Genomic DNA, 17,915 nt, shown 5'->3' with positions numbered 1-17,915 from the left:
CGGGGTCAGGTCTAGAAATGATGAGTTACTCACCCGCTTACCCGCCCCTCCTGACAATCCCACCCACCGTCGTGAAATGCATCCCGAAGTGGTTGGCAATTTGTTGGTAAGAGTAGGCTCCTGTCGCATAGGCCGTCACGATAGCCTCATTTCTGTTTGCTGCGCCTCGCTCGATTTCCTGCAATGGAGCTGGCTGTGGACGGCGTTGCGCGATGGGAATCTGAGCATCCTCCCGTGCATCAACTCGCATGCTGGCCTGCATGCGTTGCACGAACTGCTCATCGCCCAGAAACACCTGCCCCTTCAAGCCCGTCCACGGAGAAACCGCCTTGATGCCGTCCGCTACAAACTGCGCATAGCGCGCTTGCGCCCGGCCACGTTGCTCGGCAAATTGCGCCAGCAAACCATCCACAGCCAACCAGGGCGTAGCCGGCTCAAGACCCACACTTGCCCGGTAACTGCTCCATGGCCAGTCCGCTGGGTTGCCAACCATGCTGGCGCGAACAGGGTTAAGCACCACATAACGCGTCAACTCAAGCAGATATGCGTCACCGTCAACTAGGATAGCCTTGAATCGCCCTTGAAAGAGGTGGCCCACACGCCGGTGCCGCCGGTTGCTGGCCTGAGTGTAAACACCGTTGAGTTGGCGCATCCCCTTAGACAGATTCCCGTCCGGCGTCTGAATCAGCAGATGATAGTGGTTATCCATCAGGCACCAGGCATGACACACCCAGTTGAACCGGCTAATCACCTGCTCCAGCGTAGCAAGAAACATCCGACGATCCTGGTTATCGTCAAAAATGGCCTCCCGCCGATCACCTCGTGCGGTCACGTGGTAAAGCGCATCAGGAAACTCTATGCGAACGGGGCGGGACATGGAACGAACAATAGCAGAGCGAAAGCTACTTATCTAGACCTGACCCCGTTACCTTCTTAGACCTGACCCCGTTACTAGACCTAACCCCGTTACTACTTGCGCACTCACCTTCACGCTTATGCCTGTCGGATTTACGTCGCAGCGTTCCGTACAAGTATCGGGCTTTGATGATATGGGACATCTCACCCAGCTGCGCCGCCTCGTATCCGCTTCCTGTTCGTCAGGCCAGCGCTTTGCTTCCGGCTTCCTCCAGATTCGCAGTCGCCCGCGACACCCTTGCCGTTCAGCTAACTCTTCCCCTTGTCGGGCGAGTAGAGGACTTTCACCTCCAAGTAAGTGCGCCCTGCCGGGCGCACCCATAAAAAAACGGGCTCCTGTGGGAGCCCGTTTCAGCTTCGTCATTCAAACCGGGTTGCCCCGGCGTCGAATTAGAAGGTGTGAACCATACCCAGCGACACGCCGCTGACGTCGCCGCCAGCAACGCCGGAGGTGATCTGGTCGGAAGAGCCCGCGCCGCTGCCGAGCGTAACGTTCTCGCCGTCGGTGTACACGACATAGAGCTTGGTGCGCTTCGACATGGCGTAATCAGCGCCAACGTTGAACTGCTTGGGATCAGCCGCACCGGCGCCGTCGTAATCGCCGTCCATGTAGTTGCCCTTGAGGGTGATCGCGCCCATGGCGTAGGAAACGCCTGCCATCCATGCGTCGTAATCACCGTTCTGATTCGCTGCCACTGAGGCAATAGAGTTGTCGTCATCACGCGTGTCGTACTGGCCAACGAACTTCAGGGAGCCCATGGTGAAGCCGGCAGCAGCACGCCAGTGTTTGCCGAAACCGGCTTTCTCATGGCCGTCGCCGTCGCCGTAGCCCAGGCCCAGGTACAGGGGGCCGTTCTTGTAGGTGGCGCTCAGGTTGTAGACGCTGCTATTATCTGCATCACCTGCGCTCCCCGACACATTCAGATCGGTGGAGTAGGCAGCAATGATGTCAAAGCCGCTGAAGGACGGCGATATGTAGGCCACGACGTTCTTGGCGCGAGTGTCGGAACCGCCGCCCATGACGTTGCGCGAGTCACCGATGGTGTCGCCGAACAGGTCGACGGTGCGACCCACCATTTTCAGCGGGGTGTCGTGGTTACCGAGCAGAGCCGTACCGAAGCCGCCACCGAGGCCGACGAAGCTGTTGCGGCTGGTCCAGGTGCCGCTCTGTTCGTCTATGTTGACGCCGGATTCAAACTGCCAAATGGCTTTCAGGCCACTACCCAGATCTTCAGCACCCTTGAAGCCGATGCGGCTGCCGGTGGAGGAGACTTGAACGTCATTGATGTTGGAGGACTGGTCGTTGACATAGGACACGGATCCATTCAATAAGCCATACACATCAACGTTGGAGGTGGCCGCAAAAGCGGGAGCGGAAACGACACCGGCAACGGCCAGGGCGATCAGTGATTTTTTCATTGCTTTCTCCTAAGAAAGTAAAAACAGAAACCGTTATATGGTTGAAGCTCTGCAAAACTGTCCTGCACGGATATGTGCTTGGGGGACATGATCGATTATCCAGACCCGGGCCGGGCCGGCAAGCAAAGCTGTTGTTTTTTCCGTTCCTTGGCGGAAAAAGTGTTGTTTTGTTGCACGAAGACAACAGGACAACAGGATCAAAGCGAAGGCGCTTGTTTTACGTCAAATCCCTGCGGCCATTTTCGCGCGGTGTAGAATACGCGAGAGAATCTCGACCCGCTGTTCCCGGACCCGACAGGGGATGACGCAAGAGAAATGCGGCAACATCAATTCGCGCGTCCCAGGCACCCGCCCCGGACGGCCCCATGTCGGGATGCCGGGCCAAAAAAACGGGGCCTCATCTGTTTTGTGAAACCAGTGCGGCAGCGGCTCGAGGATTGTCACGTGCAAAGATGAGCCGCCTCTTGTTCAGAGGTTGTGCAGGGTGCGCCGCAGCCATTTAATTTAACTTAACTACTTAATCTGCATATTCCTTCAACAGATCCGAAAGATCGGATGGGGATGCAAAATCGCCGTGATCGGCTTCCTGAATTGCCTGCCCGATTTCGCCAATTTGCCAAGCTTCCAGGTCAATGTATCGCGCGATGGCCTCTTCCGCCAGAAACGATTTTGAGCGATGGGTGGCTTGCGTGAGCTTGTCGAGCTTTGCCTTGGTCTCCTCGCGGACGCGTAATGTCAGCACTGTCGTAGCCATGCGCTCTGTCCTCCACGCTACACGTCCTCCGTCCTCCATTATGACGTTGTATACAAATGCAGCATAGCATGGGCGAACCGGGCTTTCAAAATGGAGATCGCTCCGAGGCGGGGCTCTTCTCTTACAAAAGAATGCCCCTGCCATCCGCATCAAACCCAGCGCCCGACGCCGGACAGCCCCACCATCAGCCGCACGCCGCCGTAGGCCAGCCACGACAGCATGCGATGCGGCCAGGGACGGCGCTGCCAGTCGGCTGCGTCGAGCAGAACAGACTGGCCGATGGCGTGGCGCAGGCGCTGCCGCAGGTCGCCCGCGAAGGCCGCGTCGTCGACGACGATGTTGGCCTCGCGCGCCAGCAGCAGGCTGAACGGGTCGATGTTGCTGGAGCCCACGGTGGCCCAGTGGCGATCAACCACGGCCACTTTTGCATGAAGCTCGCTGGCCTGGTATTCGTGAATAACCACGCCGGCAGTGAGCAGGTCGCGATAGAGGGCGCGTGCGGCGGCCTGAAAAAACGGATGGTCGGTGTGGCCCTGCACCAGCAGGTGCACCCGAACGCCACGCATGGCGGCATTTTTCAGCAGTTTTCTGAAGCGGTAGCCGGGCAGGAAATAGGCGTTGGCGAGAATGATTTCGTCGTGTGCCAGCGCCAGCGCGGCGAGGTAGGCCCGCTCGATGTCGCGGCGATGGGCGAAGTTGTCGCGCACGACGAAAGCGGCGCGCATGCGGCCATCGGTCGGCCAGGACGGCCGGATCGGCGGGGCGCTGCGCTCGCCTGGCTGCAGTTGGGTCAATGCCACCAGCCGCCGCAGGCGACGCACGCTTTGGTGAATATTGGCAAGCAGCGGCCCCTGCACTTCGACGCTGAAGTCGAGCCGTGGCGCATCGAAGCGCACCGGCTCGAAATCGTCGATGAGATTCATGCCGCCGACCAGGGCGATGCGCGCGTCGATCACCGCCAGCTTGCGGTGCAGCCGCCGCAGGTTCCTGGGATTGGAACGCCAGCCCCGGCCCACCAGCGGACGATAAAGCAGCATGCTGACGCCTGCCGTTTTGAGCGCATCCAGCCACGCGGTCGGTAGCTCACGCGAGCCTACGCCGTCGATCAGCAGGCACACCCGCACGCCGCGCCGGGCGGCGCGGATCAGGCCGTCGCGCACCGCCTCGACACTGGGGTCGACGTTGAAAATATAGGTTTCAAGATGAATTTCGCTGTGCGCCGCGTCGATCGCCGCGATCAGAGCCGGAAAAAATTCGGCGCCGCTTTGCAGCAGCCGCAGCTGGTTGCCGGGAACCAGCTCGACACCGCGAAAGAATAATGTGCGCAGGGGCACCTTCATCGGCTTTGATCTATAACGCCATTATCGCGAATGCCAGCGCACGCTGCCGCCAGCCGGCGGCGGGCCGCCCACATCGGGCCAGCTTGCGCGTGGCCATCAGGCCAGTCTGAGCTTGGCGGTGAGCGCCGCGTGGTCGGAAATGCGGTGCCAGGCATTACCGGTTTGGACGTGCGCGGCCTCGATGCTGAAGTGCCGCACATAGATGCGGTCGAGCTGGAACATCGGCAGGAAGGACGGGTAACTGCGCGCCGACTTGCCGTGGTGGGTTTCGAACACTTCGGCCAGCCCGAGCTCATCCTGAAAATAGCGGCCGGCACGCACCCGCCAGTCGTTGAAATCGCCAGCCAGAATCAGCGGGGCGCCATCGGGCACCATCTTGCGCACGCGCGCAGCGATCATCGCCAGCTGGCGGCGGCGCCCGCCTTCGGTCAGCGCCAAATGCACGTTGATGCAGTGCACCGGCACGGCCATGCCGGGCACCTCGATTTCGCAATGCAGCATGCCGCGACTTTCGTAGGCGTGGGTGGAGATATCCTCGTTTTCCCAGGAGAGAATCTTGTAGCGCGACAGGATAGCGTTGCCGTGGTGGCCGGTGTCGTAGACGCAGTTCTTGCCGTAGGCAAAATCGGTGTAGACGTGGCCCGCCAAAAATTCGGTCTGCGGGCGGTTCGGCCAGTGCTGAAAGCGGCTGGCGCGCAGGCTGTGGCCGCCCTGCACTTCCTGCAGAAACACGATGTCGGTTCCCAGGACGCCGAGGCGGTCGCGCAGTTCGTGCACGGTCAACCGCCGGTTGAATTGCGACAGGCCCTTGTGGATGTTGTAGCTGGCGATATGCAGTGGAGGGATCATAAGCACATTATAAGCGCGTGGGCAGCTGGCGGATGGCCGCTGCGTTGCTGGGCGAAAAGCAGCGTTCGGCGGCTTCATCCCACGGCAGCCACATATAGCGCAGATGCTCGCGCGGCGCGCACCTGACGGGCAACGGCGCGGACAGCTTGAGGCCGAACACGTGCTCGGTATTGTGGGTCACGTCAGGCGCGTAGCGGTGGCGCCAGCGTTCGTAGATCTCGTAGCGGGTTTCGATACCCCACGAGGTCAGCCCAAACTCGCGGGCGTCGAGCCCGGTTTCTTCGTGCACTTCGCGGATTGCGGTCTGCTCGAGAGTTTCGCCCGCCTCCTGCGAGCCGGTGACCGACTGCCAGAATCCCGGTGCGTCGGCACGCTCCAGCAGCAATACCTGGCCGTCGGCCGTGTGGACAACGACCAGAACCGAGACGGGGATCTTGTATGCAATCAAATGACGCGGGCAGAGAGCGGGGCGCCCGTCGCCAGAATGGCGATCAGGCGGTCGATGTTCGGATGCCTGCCGGGTTGCAGGCTGGCATCCTCGGTGTGCTCGGCAAAAATCGCCAGGCCTTCGGCCGCGGCCTCGGCGTCGATCGCGCCGTATTGCCGCGCGAGATGGGCATACACCTGGAACGAGCCGGCGGTGCCTGGCGCATTGGCGATGGTCGCCACCTCGACGCCGGTGGCGTCGGTCAGCACGATCTTGTCGCCAGTGACTTCGGGCAGGGTTTTGAGGGTGTCGGCGAAGTTCATTTCAAGATCCTTTGTCCGCGAAGGACCCCAATGAAACCGTCATTGCGACCGCAGTGAAGCAATCCAGAAGCGTCGTTGGACTGATACTGGATGGCTTCACTCCGCTCGTCATGACGGGCAAGGAGCTGGTTTTGTTTCCCCTTTGCGTCCTTCGCGGACAAAAAAGGTTTTAAGCCGCCTTATCCGCAACCGCATTGCGCAAACGGATGTGCAGCTCGCGCAGCTGCTTGTCGTCAACGACGTTGGGGGCGTTGGTCATCAGGCAGGAGGCGCGCTGGGTCTTGGGAAAGGCGATGACATCGCGGATGGATTCGGCGCCGGCCATCAGCGTGACCAGGCGATCCAGTCCGAACGCCAGGCCGCCGTGGGGTGGCGCGCCGTATTGCAGGGCGTCGAGCAGGAAGCCGAATTTCTCGCGGCGTTCTTCCTCGCCGATATTCAACGCGGCGAACACTTTTTCCTGCACGGTCTGCTGGTGGATGCGCACCGAGCCGCCGCCGACTTCCCAGCCGTTCAGCACCATATCGTAGGCCTTCGACAGGCAGCGGCCGGGATCGGTGGCGAGCCACTCCTCATGGCCGTCCTTGGGCGCGGTGAAGGGATGGTGCAGCGCGTCCCAGCGGTTCTCGTCCTCGTTGAACTCGAACATGGGGAAATCGACCACCCACAGCGGCGCCCAGGCACGGCCGTCGATATGCGCTTTTTCATGGCCGACTTTCAGGCGCAGTGCGCCGAGGGCGTCGTTTACTACTTTTGCCTTGTCGGCGCCGAAGAAAACCAGGTCGCCATTTTGCGCGCCGGTGCGTTCGATCACGGCTGCGAGCGCCGCTTCGGAAAGGTTCTTGACGATGGGCGACTGCAGGCCGGATTCATTGAGCTGCGTGACATCGTTGACCTTGATGTAGGCGAGGCCTCTGGCGCCGTAGATTTTGACGAACTCGGTATAGCCATCGATTTCGCTGCGCGAGAGTGCAGCGCCGCCGGGGATGCGCAGCGCGGCGACGCGGCCTTTCGGATCGTTGGCCGGGCCGGCGAAAACCTTGAATGCAACCTCCTTCATCACATCGCCAACGTCGACGATTTCCAGCGTCACCCGCATGTCGGGCTTGTCGGAACCGTAGCGGCTCATCGCTTCGGCGTAGCTGATGCGCGGGAAGGCGGCAGGCAGGTCGGTGTCCTGCGCACGCTTCATCATGTCGCGAATCATGCCCTCGACGAGATTCATGATCGCCTCCTCGCCCATGAACGAGGTTTCGAGGTCGACCTGGGTGAATTCGGGCTGGCGGTCGGCGCGCAGGTCTTCGTCGCGGAAGCACCGGGTAATCTGGAAATAGCGGTCGACGCCGGCCACCATCAACAGCTGCTTGAACAACTGCGGCGACTGCGGCAGCGCGTAGAACATGCCGTCATGCACGCGGCTCGGCACCAGATAGTCGCGTGCACCTTCCGGAGTGGAGCGCGTCAGCATCGGCGTTTCGACTTCCATGAAGCCGTGCGCGTCGAGGTAGTCGCGCATAATTTTCGACACGCGGTAGCGCAGCTTGAGGTTCTTCTGCATCGGCTCGCGACGCAGATCGAGATAGCGGTACTGCAGGCGGATATTCTCGTTGACGTTTTCGTCGTCGATCTGGAACGGCGGCGTCAGCGAGGGATTCAGCACCTCCAGCTTTTTGGTCAGCAACTCAACCATGCCGGTCGGCAGGTTGGGGTTCTCGGTGCCGGCCGGGCGCGGCCGCACCAGCCCCTCGATCTTCAGCACGAATTCCGAACGCACATCCTCGGCCAGTTTGAAAGCTTCCGGGGTGTCGGGGTCGATCACCACCTGCATCATGCCCTCGCGGTCGCGCAGGTCGATAAAGATGACACCGCCGTGGTCGCGCCTGCGATGCGCCCAGCCGCACAGGGTGACGCTGTTGCCGATGTCGGCGGCGGTGACGGCACCGCAGTAATGAGTACGCATGTTTTTCCTAATTTTAAATACCGGGGCGCACTTCACCCGAAGCGGCGCCCATCGAGACGATTTTTTCCAACGCACGACGGACCAGCAGATTCCCCATCAGCCAGCCGGAAACAAAGAAGCGGGCGGCTCACACCGCCCGCTTCCCGGCGCGACCACCGCCGTCAGTTACACGCCGGACACGCACCCGTGCCGCAGGCGGGCGAGGGGGCTTCGGGCTTGGCTGCGACGGGCTTGCTGCCGCCGTCTTTGAAATCGGTGGCATACCATCCAGTCCCCTTCAGCGCAAAGCCGGCCGCCGTCACCTGCTTGGCGTAATCGGCCTTGCCGCACGACGGGCACACAGTCAGCAGCGCATCGGATATCTTCTGCATTTCATCCTGGGCAAAGCCGCAGGACACACATTTATAAGCGTAAATCGGCATGATTCGCTCCGGCAAATCAACAAGTTGCGGAATTATACCCGTTAGGGCACAAGACCCCAATCGGGGCTGCGACACAGGGCTTCAAGGCCACCGGCAGCAGGCAACAAGAGCCGCCCCCGCCAGCATCACCACGTCACCCTGCCCCCCGCCAGGAAGCGGCGCTCGGCTTCCTGGAATTGTTCAAATTCCATCTGCCCGCCAAGCAGGCTCTGGCCGGTCAGCCAGAATTCAACAGCCTGGCCGTTCACCCGAGTCTGGTACGCCAGCCGTGCATCGGGCCGATCGGATGCACTCACCCGGCTTCCGCCGCCGGGCCAGATCGCAGCCCCGCTGTGGTAATACCCTGCGCTGGCGCGCCAGCGATTTTCCGGTCCAGCAGCAGGCTGAAGGAGAACGGCGGCGCGGAATCTGCGATGCTGCTGTCGTGGCTGCGGATCCGTGCCCAGGCGGGGGCCATGACAATACGCGTCGAGAGGACCGGGCGCCATTCGATCTGAAACTCGACGCCCTGCAGGGCCACCGTCTTGGACTGGTTCACGAACTGGCAAATGAAGTCATTGCCATCGCCCGCGGAAACACATGCCGCATCGATCAGGTTTTCATAGCGGTCGTAGAGCAGGCGCGCGCCGACTGTCATACACGCGCCACGAGTCCTCGGCGATCGTGTCCGGCGTGGAATAATGGAAATCCGACTGCGCGTTGTTGACGCGACCCTGCCACTGCGCACTGACGTTATGCCTGGTTGTTCGATAGTCGAGACGATACCCGGCTTGCCGCCGTAAGACTCCTCGGGCAGGCTGTACGCGGCAGAAAACTCGCTGTCCGCATCCTGCACGAATGTCCAGCCCGGATTGGCCATGGTGCTGGTTGCAGGGGGTGAAGTCGGTCTTCTGGCGGGTATGCGCGATCCCCGCCTGCAAGGTCAGTACCTGCCTCGCGTCCAGTTGCAGTTCGCTCTTCCAGTCATCGAAACGCTCGCGCACATCGTCGGGCATGTCTTGCCGGAGGCCGTCGTCGAGCTGGGTTCCGGCAGAGAGGCGCCAGTTGAATGCGCGCGTTTGGCCGCTGACCCTGGCATTGAGCAGGCCTTGCCCGTGGTCACCAAGTCCGGCTCCACATAGAGGGCGCCGTCGGCGCTCAAGCGCGTGAGGATGTTGGTGACACCCATAAAGGCATTTGCGCCGTAGCTGGTGCCCGCCGGGCCGCGTATAACCTCGATGCGCTCGATGTCATCGAGCGCTATTCCCGCTACGACAAGCGTTACAGGCCTTTTGTTTACGAATTATTTTAGGTATATCCTAAAATGGAATGTCGTCGTCCATGTCGTCGAACCCGCTGCTGGATTTGGCTGCGGGCGCCGGGCGCGGGGCCGGACGCGAATAGCCCGCCGCCTCATCCGCCTCGCCCGACGGCTCACCCATGCCTTCGCGACCACCGAGCATCTGCATTTCGTTGGCGATGATTTGGGTGGAATACTTCTCCACACCATCCTTACCGGTGTATTTGTCGGTCTTGATGCGGCCCTCGACATACACCGAACGACCTTTTTTCAGGTACTGACCTGCTATCTCTGCCAATTTCCCGAAGAAAGTCACGCGATGCCATTCGGTCTCCTCGACCATTTCTCCCGCCTTGTTTTTGTACTTGCGGCTGGTGGCAATGGCGAGATTGGCGACTGCTTCGCCGCTCGGCAGATAGCGCATTTCGGGATCACGCCCCAGGTTGCCGACCAGAATAACTTTGTTGACGGATGCCATGTTTTCCCCTGTATTGAAATTGAATGGTCTGAGCTGATCTGCTGCGAATTCTATCAGGCTGCCGCAGCATCCAGCAGGCGGCGTACGCCATCCTCGTCCCAGCCCTTGATGCTGACCTTGAGCATGGCCACGCCTTCTTCGGCCAGCACCACCGCCTCGACCACGCCCGCCACTCCGGCCAGCTGCGCCTTCAGCCGCGCGGCCTGGTCCGCCGGCATCGCGCCGACGCGAAACATGCGGGTCTTGATCGCGGGCGGCGTCGCCATCGACAGGCTCGCGACCAGCCAGGCGCCCATCAGGACCACGCAAAAGATGAACACGGCCTGGAAGCCATGATGCTGCGCCAGCCAGCCGCCGAGCACGCCGCCGAAAAACAGTCCCAGCGCCTGCGCGGTGTTGTAGACGCCCATCGCCGTGCCTTTAGCCGACACCGGGGCGAGCTTGGAAATCAGCGAAGGCAGGCTGGCTTCGAGCAGATTGAAGGCGACGAAGTAAAAGAACAGCGCCCACACGATGCCCCAGAAATGGTCGATACCGAACGCGAATCCCAGCTGCGCCAGCAGCATCAGCGCCACCGCGCCGATGAACACCGGTTTCATCCAGCCGCGCTTTTCGCCAACAATGATGGCCGGCACCATCAACGCGAAGGAACCCAGCACCACCGGCAGGTACACCGCCCAGTGGTCGTCGACGGCGAGGCCGCTGTTCTTCAGCGCCACCGGCACCACCACGAACATCGCCATCTGTGCTGCATGCAGCGCGAAGATGCCGAAATCGAGCCGGGCGAGCTGGCCATTTTTCAGCACGTCGATCAGTTTCGCCGGATTGGCCTGGGCGTCGGCATGAAAGTGGCTGTCCGCAGGGTCGGGCACCCACACCTTGACCACCCAGATGGCGGCCAGCGCCAGAATACCGGTCAGCGCAAAAAGACCCGGTACGCCGATCACGCGATTGAGCGCCGGCCCCGCCACCAGCGACACGGCAAAGGTGATGCCGATGGTGGCGCCGATCAGCGCCATCGCCTTGGTGCGGTGTTCCTCGCGGGTAAGGTCGGCCAGCATGGCGGTGACCGCGGCGGAAATGGCACCCGCGCCCTGCAATGCGCGGCCGGCGATGGTCCAGTAGATATCGGTAGCCGCCATGGCAATAAAACTGCCGAGGGCAAACACGACAAGGCCGAAGATGATGACCTTCTTGCGCCCGATGCGGTCGGACGCCATGCCGAAGGGAAGCATGAGAATGGCCTGGGTCAGGCCGTACATGCCGAGCGCGAGGCCGACCAGGGTGTGGTTGTCGCCGCCCGGCAGGTCTTCGGCATACAGCGCGAACACCGGCAGAATGAGGAACATGCCCAGCATACGCAGGCCGAAAATCGCCGCCAGACCCAAAGCCGCGCGCTTTTCGACGCGGGTCATGCTTTCGGTCAGGTCGATGTTGGCCACTGCGGGATGTTCTAACCGGGGTTAGTCGATTGCGGGAAGTCCGCTATATTAGCAGGTTGCGAATTACGCTCGCCGCCCTAACCGATAGCCGTCAAACAATGGAATTCATCCGCATCCGTGGCGCCCGCACCCACAACCTGAAGAACATCAACCTCGATCTGCCGCGCAACAAGCTGGTGGTGATTACGGGACTGTCGGGTTCGGGCAAGTCCTCGCTCGCCTTCGACACGCTCTATGCCGAGGGTCAGCGCCGCTATGTCGAGTCGCTGTCGGCCTATGCGCGGCAGTTCCTGCAGCTGATGGAAAAGCCGGACGTCGACCTGATCGAGGGCTTAAGCCCGGCGATCTCGATCGAACAGAAGGCGACCAGTCACAACCCGCGCTCGACCGTCGGCACGGTCACCGAAATCCACGACTACCTGCGCCTTTTGTACGCTCGCGTCGGCGATCCGCAGTGTCCGGAGCACGGCATTACGCTCGCCGCGCAGACGGTGTCGCAAATGGTCGACGCGGTGCTGGCGCTGCCGGAGGACACCAAGCTGATGATTCTGGCGCCGCTGGTGGTGGGGCGCAAGGGCGAAAATCTGGAGATGTTTGCCGAGTTGCGCGCGCAGGGCTTCGTGCGGGTACGGGTCGACGGCAAGGTGCACGAAATCGATGCCATTCCCAAGCTCGACAAGAACAAAAAGCACACCATCGAGGTGGTGGTCGACCGCCTGAAGGTGCGCGCCGATGCCAAGCAGCGACTGGCCGAAAGCTTCGAGACCGCGCTGCGCCACGCCGACGGCCGCGCGCTGGCGGTGGAAATGGACTCGGGCAAGGAACATCTGTTCTCCGCCAGATTCGCCTGCCCGGTGTGCAGCTACGCGCTGCCCGAACTGGAGCCGCGCCTGTTTTCGTTCAACAATCCGATGGGCGCCTGCCCGACCTGCGACGGTCTTGGCCAGATCACCTTCTTCGACCCGGCGCGCGTGGTCGCCTTCCCGCACCTGTCGCTGGCCTCCGGCGCGATCAAGGGCTGGGACAAGCGCAATCAGTTCTTTTTCATGATGCTGCAGAGCCTGGCGCTGCATTATGGCTTCGACCTCGACACGTCGTGGGAATCGCTGCCCGAGCGCACCCGCGACGTGATTCTGAACGGCTCCGGCCGCGAGGCGATCGCGTTCCAGACGCTGGCGCCACGCGGCGGCTACACGACGAAAAGCTATCCGTTCGAGGGCGTGCTCGCCAGCATGGCGCGGCGCTACCACGAGTCGGACTCGACGGCGGTGCGCGAGGAACTCGCCAAGTACCAGAACAACAAACCCTGCCCCGCCTGCAACGGCACCCGGCTACGCGAGGAAGCGCGCCACGTGATGGTCGGCAGCGTGCCGATTTATGTGGTCAGCGCGATGCCGTTGAAACAGGCACTGGCGTTTTTCGAAGTGCTGACGCTCGACGGCCACCGCGCGCAGATCGCCGACCGTATCGTCAAGGAAATCATCGCCCGCGTCGGTTTCCTCAACAACGTCGGGCTGGATTATCTGTCGCTCGACCGCTCCGCCGACACGCTTTCGGGCGGCGAGTCGCAGCGCATCCGCCTCGCCAGTCAGATCGGCTCGGGGCTGACCGGCGTGATGTACGTGCTGGACGAGCCGTCGATCGGCCTGCACCAGCGCGACAACGACCGCCTGCTGGGCACGCTGAAGCACCTGCGCGACATCGGCAACTCGGTGCTGGTGGTCGAGCACGACGAGGACGCGATCCGCGCCGCCGACTACGTGGTCGACATGGGCCCCGGTGCCGGCGTGCATGGCGGCGAAGTGGTGGCGGAAGGGACGCCCGAAGCCATCCGCCTCGCCGAACACTCGCTCACCGGGCAATACCTGTCGGGCCGACGCCGCATCGCCATCCCGAAAAAACGCCGCCAGCCCGATCCCGCGCGGCAGCTGGTGGTCACCGACGCCAGCGGCAACAACCTGAAGCACGTGACGCTCAACCTGCCGGTCGGGCTGTTCGTCTGCGTTACCGGCGTGTCGGGTTCGGGCAAGTCGACGCTGATCAACGACACGCTCTACACCGCCGTTGCGCGCCACCTCTACGGCTCGTCGGCCGAACCCGCGCCGCACGGCGAGATTCGCGGCCTGGAATTTTTCGACAAGGTAATCAGCGTCGACCAGTCGCCGATCGGCCGCACCCCGCGTTCCAACCCGGCTACCTATACCGGGCTGTTCACGCCGATCCGCGAACTCTTTGCCGGAGTGCCCGAAGCACGCATGCGCGGCTACGGGCCGGGCAGGTTCAGCTTCAACGTCAAGGGCGGACGCTGCGAGGCCTGCCAGGGCGACGGCGTGATCAAGGTCGAGATGCATTTCCTGCCCGACATCTACGTACCGTGCGACGTCTGCCACGGCGCGCGCTACAACCGCGAGACGCTGGAAATCCAGTACAAGGGCAAGACCATCCGCGACGTGCTGGAAATGACCATCGAGCAGGCGCACGAATTCTTCGCCGCGGTGCCGGTGGTACGGCGCAAGCTGCAGACCCTGCTCGACGTCGGCCTCGGCTACATCCGCCTCGGCCAGTCCGCCACCACGCTATCGGGCGGCGAGGCGCAGCGGGTCAAGCTCGCACTTGAACTGTCCAAGCGCGACACCGGGCGCACGCTGTATATCCTCGACGAGCCGACCACAGGCCTGCATTTCGCCGATATCGACCTGCTGCTGAAGGTACTGCAACGGCTGTCCGATGCCGGCAACAGCGTAGTCGTCATCGAACACAACCTGGATGTGATCAAGACCGCCGACTGGCTGATCGACCTCGGGCCCGAAGGCGGCGGCGGCGGCGGGATGATCGTCGCCGAAGGCACGCCCGAGGCGGTGGCCGACAATCCGGCCAGCCATACCGGCCAGTACCTGCAACCGGTGCTGGCGCGACATTGACGTCGATTCGCAGGCGTTGGGGGCAAGGTATTTACATGCCGTGCTATCTCCCCGATTATTGGGGCAGGAATTGTGTGGCGAACAAAGATGTTTAAGGCCCCAGCCCACCCCGAGATCTGGCTGGCGCGCGCCCGAATTAATTGCTGCCATTGGTAATACCAATCAGCCTACTTGTTGGGGCACCTGAATGCATGCCGAAAAGCGCTCCATCTCCCTACCTGCCGAGACTGTAGGCTTTCTTGAGGCTTACCGGACTACACACAGGGTTAAAACCCGCTCCCGCGGTCATCGACATGGCACTGAAACAGATGCGGGAGCGCGAACTCGAAACCACCTATCGGGATGCCTCGGCAGAAATCGACCCGGCATGGGTCATCACTGTTGCCGATGGGCTTGGCGATGAAATGTGGTGACATCCATTTCACCGAACTGTCGCCCACGCGCGGTTCGAAAATCGTCAAACAACGCCCGGCGATAACGACACCAACAACCGGATCGCCACGACCGTGACTGTGGTGCCCGTGACATCCAACGTCAACAAGTAACCAGAGACTTCATCAGCCAACGCCGCCTCGCGCACAACCCATCCCTCATCGAATGAAGCAATCCATGAACGACATTCCGGTTTTTGACCCCGACACCCTGTCCCACGCTCCGGTTGGGGATTTGCTCAATCTGCTGATAGAGCATGAGGATCGTGTGCCGCACGCCCTGTTCGACGCCTGCGTCGCGCGCGGCGAGGACATGGTGGCGGCCCTGGCGGACTTTTACGCGCGGCTGGGCGCGGACGATGAGCGGGATGTCTGGTGGATGGGGCTGCACGCGCTGTTTCTGCTGGGCGCGATTCCGGGCGAGGCGGCGGGCCGTTTACTCATCGACGCGCTGCGCCGCGCGGGCCGGGAAGACGACTTGCTGCTGGACTGGGTGGCGGGCGATACGGCCTGGCTATTCGCCAACAAGCCGTCTGCGGTCATCGACCAGGCCAGGGAACTGATGCAGGACCGCAACGCGAGCTGGTTTGTGCGTTGCGAGGCGGTGGATCCCGTGGTGGCAGCGGGGCTGGCAGCCGGCCCCGCCGAGCTGGACGCTGCGCTGGACTGGCTTGCGGATTTGGTGACGGACACAAGCGATGATCCGGATTTTCGCCTGCTTGCTGCCAGTAATCTGCTGGACTTTCCCCGCCAACGGCATCGCGCCCTGCTGGATGCGATGGCTGTCGAACAGGAAGCAGGCCCCAGCTTCAACGTGGTGTTCGGGTCGGATGATGTCGCGCACAGTTTCGCAGATGCAACGGACGCACCGGGATGGGTGCGGCGCGGCGAGCCCTGGACGTTTTACGACGAGGCGGAGATTCTGGCGCGCCAGGAAAGATGGCGCGAAGAAAATGCCCGCGCAGCGAGCGTGGTGGATCAACACGATGACCTGTTCGACTTTCCCGAACCCTACGTGCGCGAACAGCCCAAGCCGGGGCGCAACGACCCTTGCCCTTGCGGCAGCGGCATGAAGTACAAGAAGTGCTGCCTGCCCGCCGACGAGGCGCGCGAAGCACTCGCCCGCCAGCTGCATTGAGGGGATTACGACATGACCGAACCGATCCGCCTCTCCAAACTGATGTCCGAACGCGGGCTGTGCTCGCGCCGCGAAGCCGACAGCTACATCGAACGCGGGCTGGTGTTCGTCGACGGCCGCCGGGTGAGCGAGCTGGGCACCAAGGTCGACCCGGCCTGCGCGATCCGGCTGGACACGCAGGCCAGCGCCCAGCAGCAACAGCGCGTCACCATCCTGCTGCACAAGCCGGTCGGCTATGTGTCGGGGCAGCCGGAACCGGGCTATCAGCCGGCCGTAGCCCTGATCCGCTCCGACACCCTGTGGCAGGATGGGCGTGCTGGACGGGCGTTCCACCCGGCACACCTGAAGGGGCTGGCGCCGGCCGGGCGACTCGATATCGATTCGACCGGCCTGCTGGTGCTGACGCAGGACGGGCGCATCGCCAAACAACTGATCGGCGAAGATTCCGGCGTCGAGAAGGAATACCTGGTGCGGGTCGAGGGGCGGCTGGACGACAAAGGCCTTGCCCTGCTCAATCACGGCCTCTCGCTCGACGGCCGCAAGCTGCGCCCGGCCCGGGTCGGCTGGCAGAACGCCGACCAGCTGCGCTTCATTCTGAAGGAGGGCCGCAAGCGCCAGATCCGCCGCATGTGCGAACTGGTGGGGCTGAAAGTGGCGGGGCTGAAACGCGTGCGCATCGGCCGCGTGCGGCTGGGCGAACTGCCGCTGGGGCAATGGCGCTACCTGCGCGACGACGAGGCGTTCTGAAGCGAAAAACTGTAAAAATCGGGTTGCGCGCGCCGCTTGCTTCGTCGTTCTTTTGCACTATCAATGATAAGTGTAGGTTGGTAAGCCTGCATCATTTTTAATTGACATCAGGGAGATACCCATGCAATCCAAACTTCTCGTCGCACTGTTCGCCGCCCTTGCATTGACCGCCTGCAAAAAAGCCGAGGAAGCCTCAGCCCCCGCCATGGAACAGGCCCAAGAAGCCGCCGGCGCTGCCGCGGACGCCGCCGCCGAAGCCGCAGATTCCGCTGCCGAGGCAGCCGGCGCCGCTGCCGACGCTGCAGGTGAGGCCGCCGCCGCAGCTACTGACTCAACCAAAGATGCGGCTGCCAAAGCCGCCCAGGACACCGCCGACGCAGCCCAGGACATGGCCAACAAGGCCAAGGACGCCGCACAGTAATTCCGCCTCATGCAGCTCGGACGGCCAGGTTTCTCCTGGCCGTTTTTGTTTGCCGCAACCGGCCCGGGAGGCCAGCCGCTACAATCCAGCCATTCCACTTCCCGCTCCCGCCATGCGCCTCGCTATCTGCTTACTCGCCCTGTTGTGCGCGCCCGCGCTGGCCGCGCCGCCAGCTCCCATCAAGAGCCGCCCGCTGGCCGAACTGGCCATCCATCCGGTTCGCGAGGCATCGTCATCGTGCTGGGCATGCTGGTGGACGACGCAGTGGTCATCACTGAGGCCATCTATTACCGCATCGCGCGCGGCGCATCGGCGAAGTCGGGCTGTCGGTACTGGCGGCGGTATCCACCACCACCATCGCCGCATTTATGCCATTGATGCTGATGCCCGGAATCATCGGCAAGTCATGCTGCTGGTACCGCTGGTGGTGACGCTGACGCTGCCGATGAGCCTCGCTGAAGCCTACTGGATCATGCCGGCACACGTGGTCGGGCTCGGCGGCAAGTCGCTGGTCCGGGGACCGATGGCAGCAAGCCTGGCGTGACGCCTGCTGGTCGCCACCACGCTCACGTTGTTCGCCATGCCGATCCTGTTCCGGCTGGCGATGCAGATCGGCCCGGCGCTGCGCGGCGGTGTCTGGCGCAGGCTG

The 17,915-nt window shown here is 62.5% G+C and carries 19 protein-coding genes; 6 read left to right on the top strand and 13 right to left on the bottom strand.

Going from position 1 to position 17,915, the window contains the following annotated elements; translation table 11 throughout:
• Positions 1-37 precede the first annotated feature (37 nt).
• From ACZ41T_RS12350 to ACZ41T_RS12300, 11 genes are all read right to left on the bottom strand, one after another.
• On the bottom strand, positions 38-877 hold the full coding sequence (locus tag ACZ41T_RS12350; protein ID WP_464921689.1) for an REP-associated tyrosine transposase: 840 nt from the start codon (positions 875-877) through the stop codon (positions 38-40).
• Between the two features lie 428 nt (positions 878-1,305).
• On the bottom strand, positions 1,306-2,334 hold the full coding sequence (locus ACZ41T_RS12345) for a porin (protein ID WP_464921688.1): 1,029 nt from the start codon (positions 2,332-2,334) through the stop codon (positions 1,306-1,308).
• A gap of 517 nt (positions 2,335-2,851) precedes the next feature.
• Positions 2,852-3,088, bottom strand: coding sequence for a CopG family ribbon-helix-helix protein (locus ACZ41T_RS12340; RefSeq protein WP_464921687.1), 237 nt, complete (start codon positions 3,086-3,088; stop codon positions 2,852-2,854).
• Between the two features lie 149 nt (positions 3,089-3,237).
• Complete coding sequence (gene clsB / locus ACZ41T_RS12335; protein WP_464921686.1) at positions 3,238-4,428, bottom strand: cardiolipin synthase ClsB; 1,191 nt, start codon at positions 4,426-4,428, stop codon at positions 3,238-3,240.
• A 96-nt stretch (positions 4,429-4,524) separates the two neighbouring features.
• Positions 4,525-5,277, bottom strand: coding sequence for an endonuclease/exonuclease/phosphatase family protein (locus ACZ41T_RS12330; protein ID WP_464921685.1), 753 nt, complete (start codon positions 5,275-5,277; stop codon positions 4,525-4,527).
• A 7-nt stretch (positions 5,278-5,284) separates the two neighbouring features.
• Positions 5,285-5,725 (bottom strand): dihydroneopterin triphosphate diphosphatase, encoded by a 441-nt coding sequence (gene nudB, locus ACZ41T_RS12325; protein WP_464921684.1) that lies wholly within the window; start codon positions 5,723-5,725, stop codon positions 5,285-5,287.
• Positions 5,722-6,027: a DUF2322 family protein gene (locus tag ACZ41T_RS12320; protein WP_464921683.1), complete on the bottom strand. Its 306-nt coding sequence runs from the start codon at positions 6,025-6,027 to the stop codon at positions 5,722-5,724. The genes nudB and ACZ41T_RS12320 overlap by 4 nt, the downstream gene beginning before the upstream one ends.
• A gap of 169 nt (positions 6,028-6,196) precedes the next feature.
• Complete coding sequence (gene aspS / locus ACZ41T_RS12315) at positions 6,197-7,987, bottom strand: aspartate--tRNA ligase (RefSeq protein WP_464921682.1); 1,791 nt, start codon at positions 7,985-7,987, stop codon at positions 6,197-6,199.
• Positions 7,988-8,148: 161 nt separating this feature from the next.
• Positions 8,149-8,409, bottom strand: a complete 261-nt coding sequence (locus ACZ41T_RS12310) for an FmdB family zinc ribbon protein (protein WP_464921681.1) — start codon at positions 8,407-8,409, stop codon at positions 8,149-8,151.
• A gap of 125 nt (positions 8,410-8,534) precedes the next feature.
• Complete coding sequence (locus ACZ41T_RS12305) at positions 8,535-8,705, bottom strand: hypothetical protein (RefSeq protein ID WP_464921680.1); 171 nt, start codon at positions 8,703-8,705, stop codon at positions 8,535-8,537.
• On the bottom strand, positions 8,702-9,268 hold the full coding sequence (locus tag ACZ41T_RS12300; protein ID WP_464921679.1) for a hypothetical protein: 567 nt from the start codon (positions 9,266-9,268) through the stop codon (positions 8,702-8,704). Before ACZ41T_RS12300 ends, ACZ41T_RS12305 begins: the two co-directional genes overlap by 4 nt.
• Between ACZ41T_RS12300 and ACZ41T_RS12295 the strand changes: the two genes are divergently transcribed.
• A complete protein-coding gene (locus ACZ41T_RS12295; protein WP_464921678.1) occupies positions 9,267-9,530 on the top strand; it encodes a hypothetical protein in 264 nt (87 codons plus the stop codon). The two genes, ACZ41T_RS12300 and ACZ41T_RS12295, sit on opposite strands and share 2 nt — an antisense overlap.
• Before the next feature lie 177 nt (positions 9,531-9,707).
• Here the strand turns inward: ACZ41T_RS12295 and ssb are convergent, their stop codons facing one another.
• A complete protein-coding gene (gene ssb, locus ACZ41T_RS12290; protein ID WP_464921677.1) occupies positions 9,708-10,166 on the bottom strand; it encodes a single-stranded DNA-binding protein in 459 nt (152 codons plus the stop codon).
• Positions 10,167-10,219: 53 nt separating this feature from the next.
• Positions 10,220-11,581, bottom strand: a complete 1,362-nt coding sequence (locus ACZ41T_RS12285; protein WP_464923968.1) for an MFS transporter — start codon at positions 11,579-11,581, stop codon at positions 10,220-10,222.
• Positions 11,582-11,706: 125 nt separating this feature from the next.
• On the opposite strand from ACZ41T_RS12285, the gene uvrA reads away from it, so the two are divergent.
• The 5 genes from uvrA to ACZ41T_RS12260 all read left to right on the top strand — a co-directional run bounded on the left by uvrA (position 11,707) and on the right by ACZ41T_RS12260 (position 17,810).
• Entirely contained in the window at positions 11,707-14,529 is a 2,823-nt protein-coding gene (gene uvrA, locus ACZ41T_RS12280; RefSeq protein WP_464921676.1) for an excinuclease ABC subunit UvrA, read from the top strand.
• A 597-nt stretch (positions 14,530-15,126) separates the two neighbouring features.
• Positions 15,127-16,098 (top strand): YecA family protein, encoded by a 972-nt coding sequence (locus ACZ41T_RS12275; protein WP_464921675.1) that lies wholly within the window; start codon positions 15,127-15,129, stop codon positions 16,096-16,098.
• Positions 16,099-16,110: 12 nt separating this feature from the next.
• The gene (locus tag ACZ41T_RS12270) at positions 16,111-16,845 is read left to right on the top strand and encodes a pseudouridine synthase (RefSeq protein WP_464921674.1); all 735 of its coding nucleotides are present in this window, start codon (positions 16,111-16,113) and stop codon (positions 16,843-16,845) included.
• A gap of 121 nt (positions 16,846-16,966) precedes the next feature.
• Complete coding sequence (locus tag ACZ41T_RS12265; protein ID WP_464921673.1) at positions 16,967-17,266, top strand: hypothetical protein; 300 nt, start codon at positions 16,967-16,969, stop codon at positions 17,264-17,266.
• Positions 17,267-17,378: 112 nt separating this feature from the next.
• Positions 17,379-17,810, top strand: coding sequence for a hypothetical protein (locus ACZ41T_RS12260; RefSeq protein WP_464921672.1), 432 nt, complete (start codon positions 17,379-17,381; stop codon positions 17,808-17,810).
• Positions 17,811-17,915 lie beyond the last annotated feature (105 nt).

The organism is Thiobacillus thiophilus, assembly GCF_055378705.1.
This window is presented reverse-complemented; position numbering and strand designations above follow the sequence as displayed.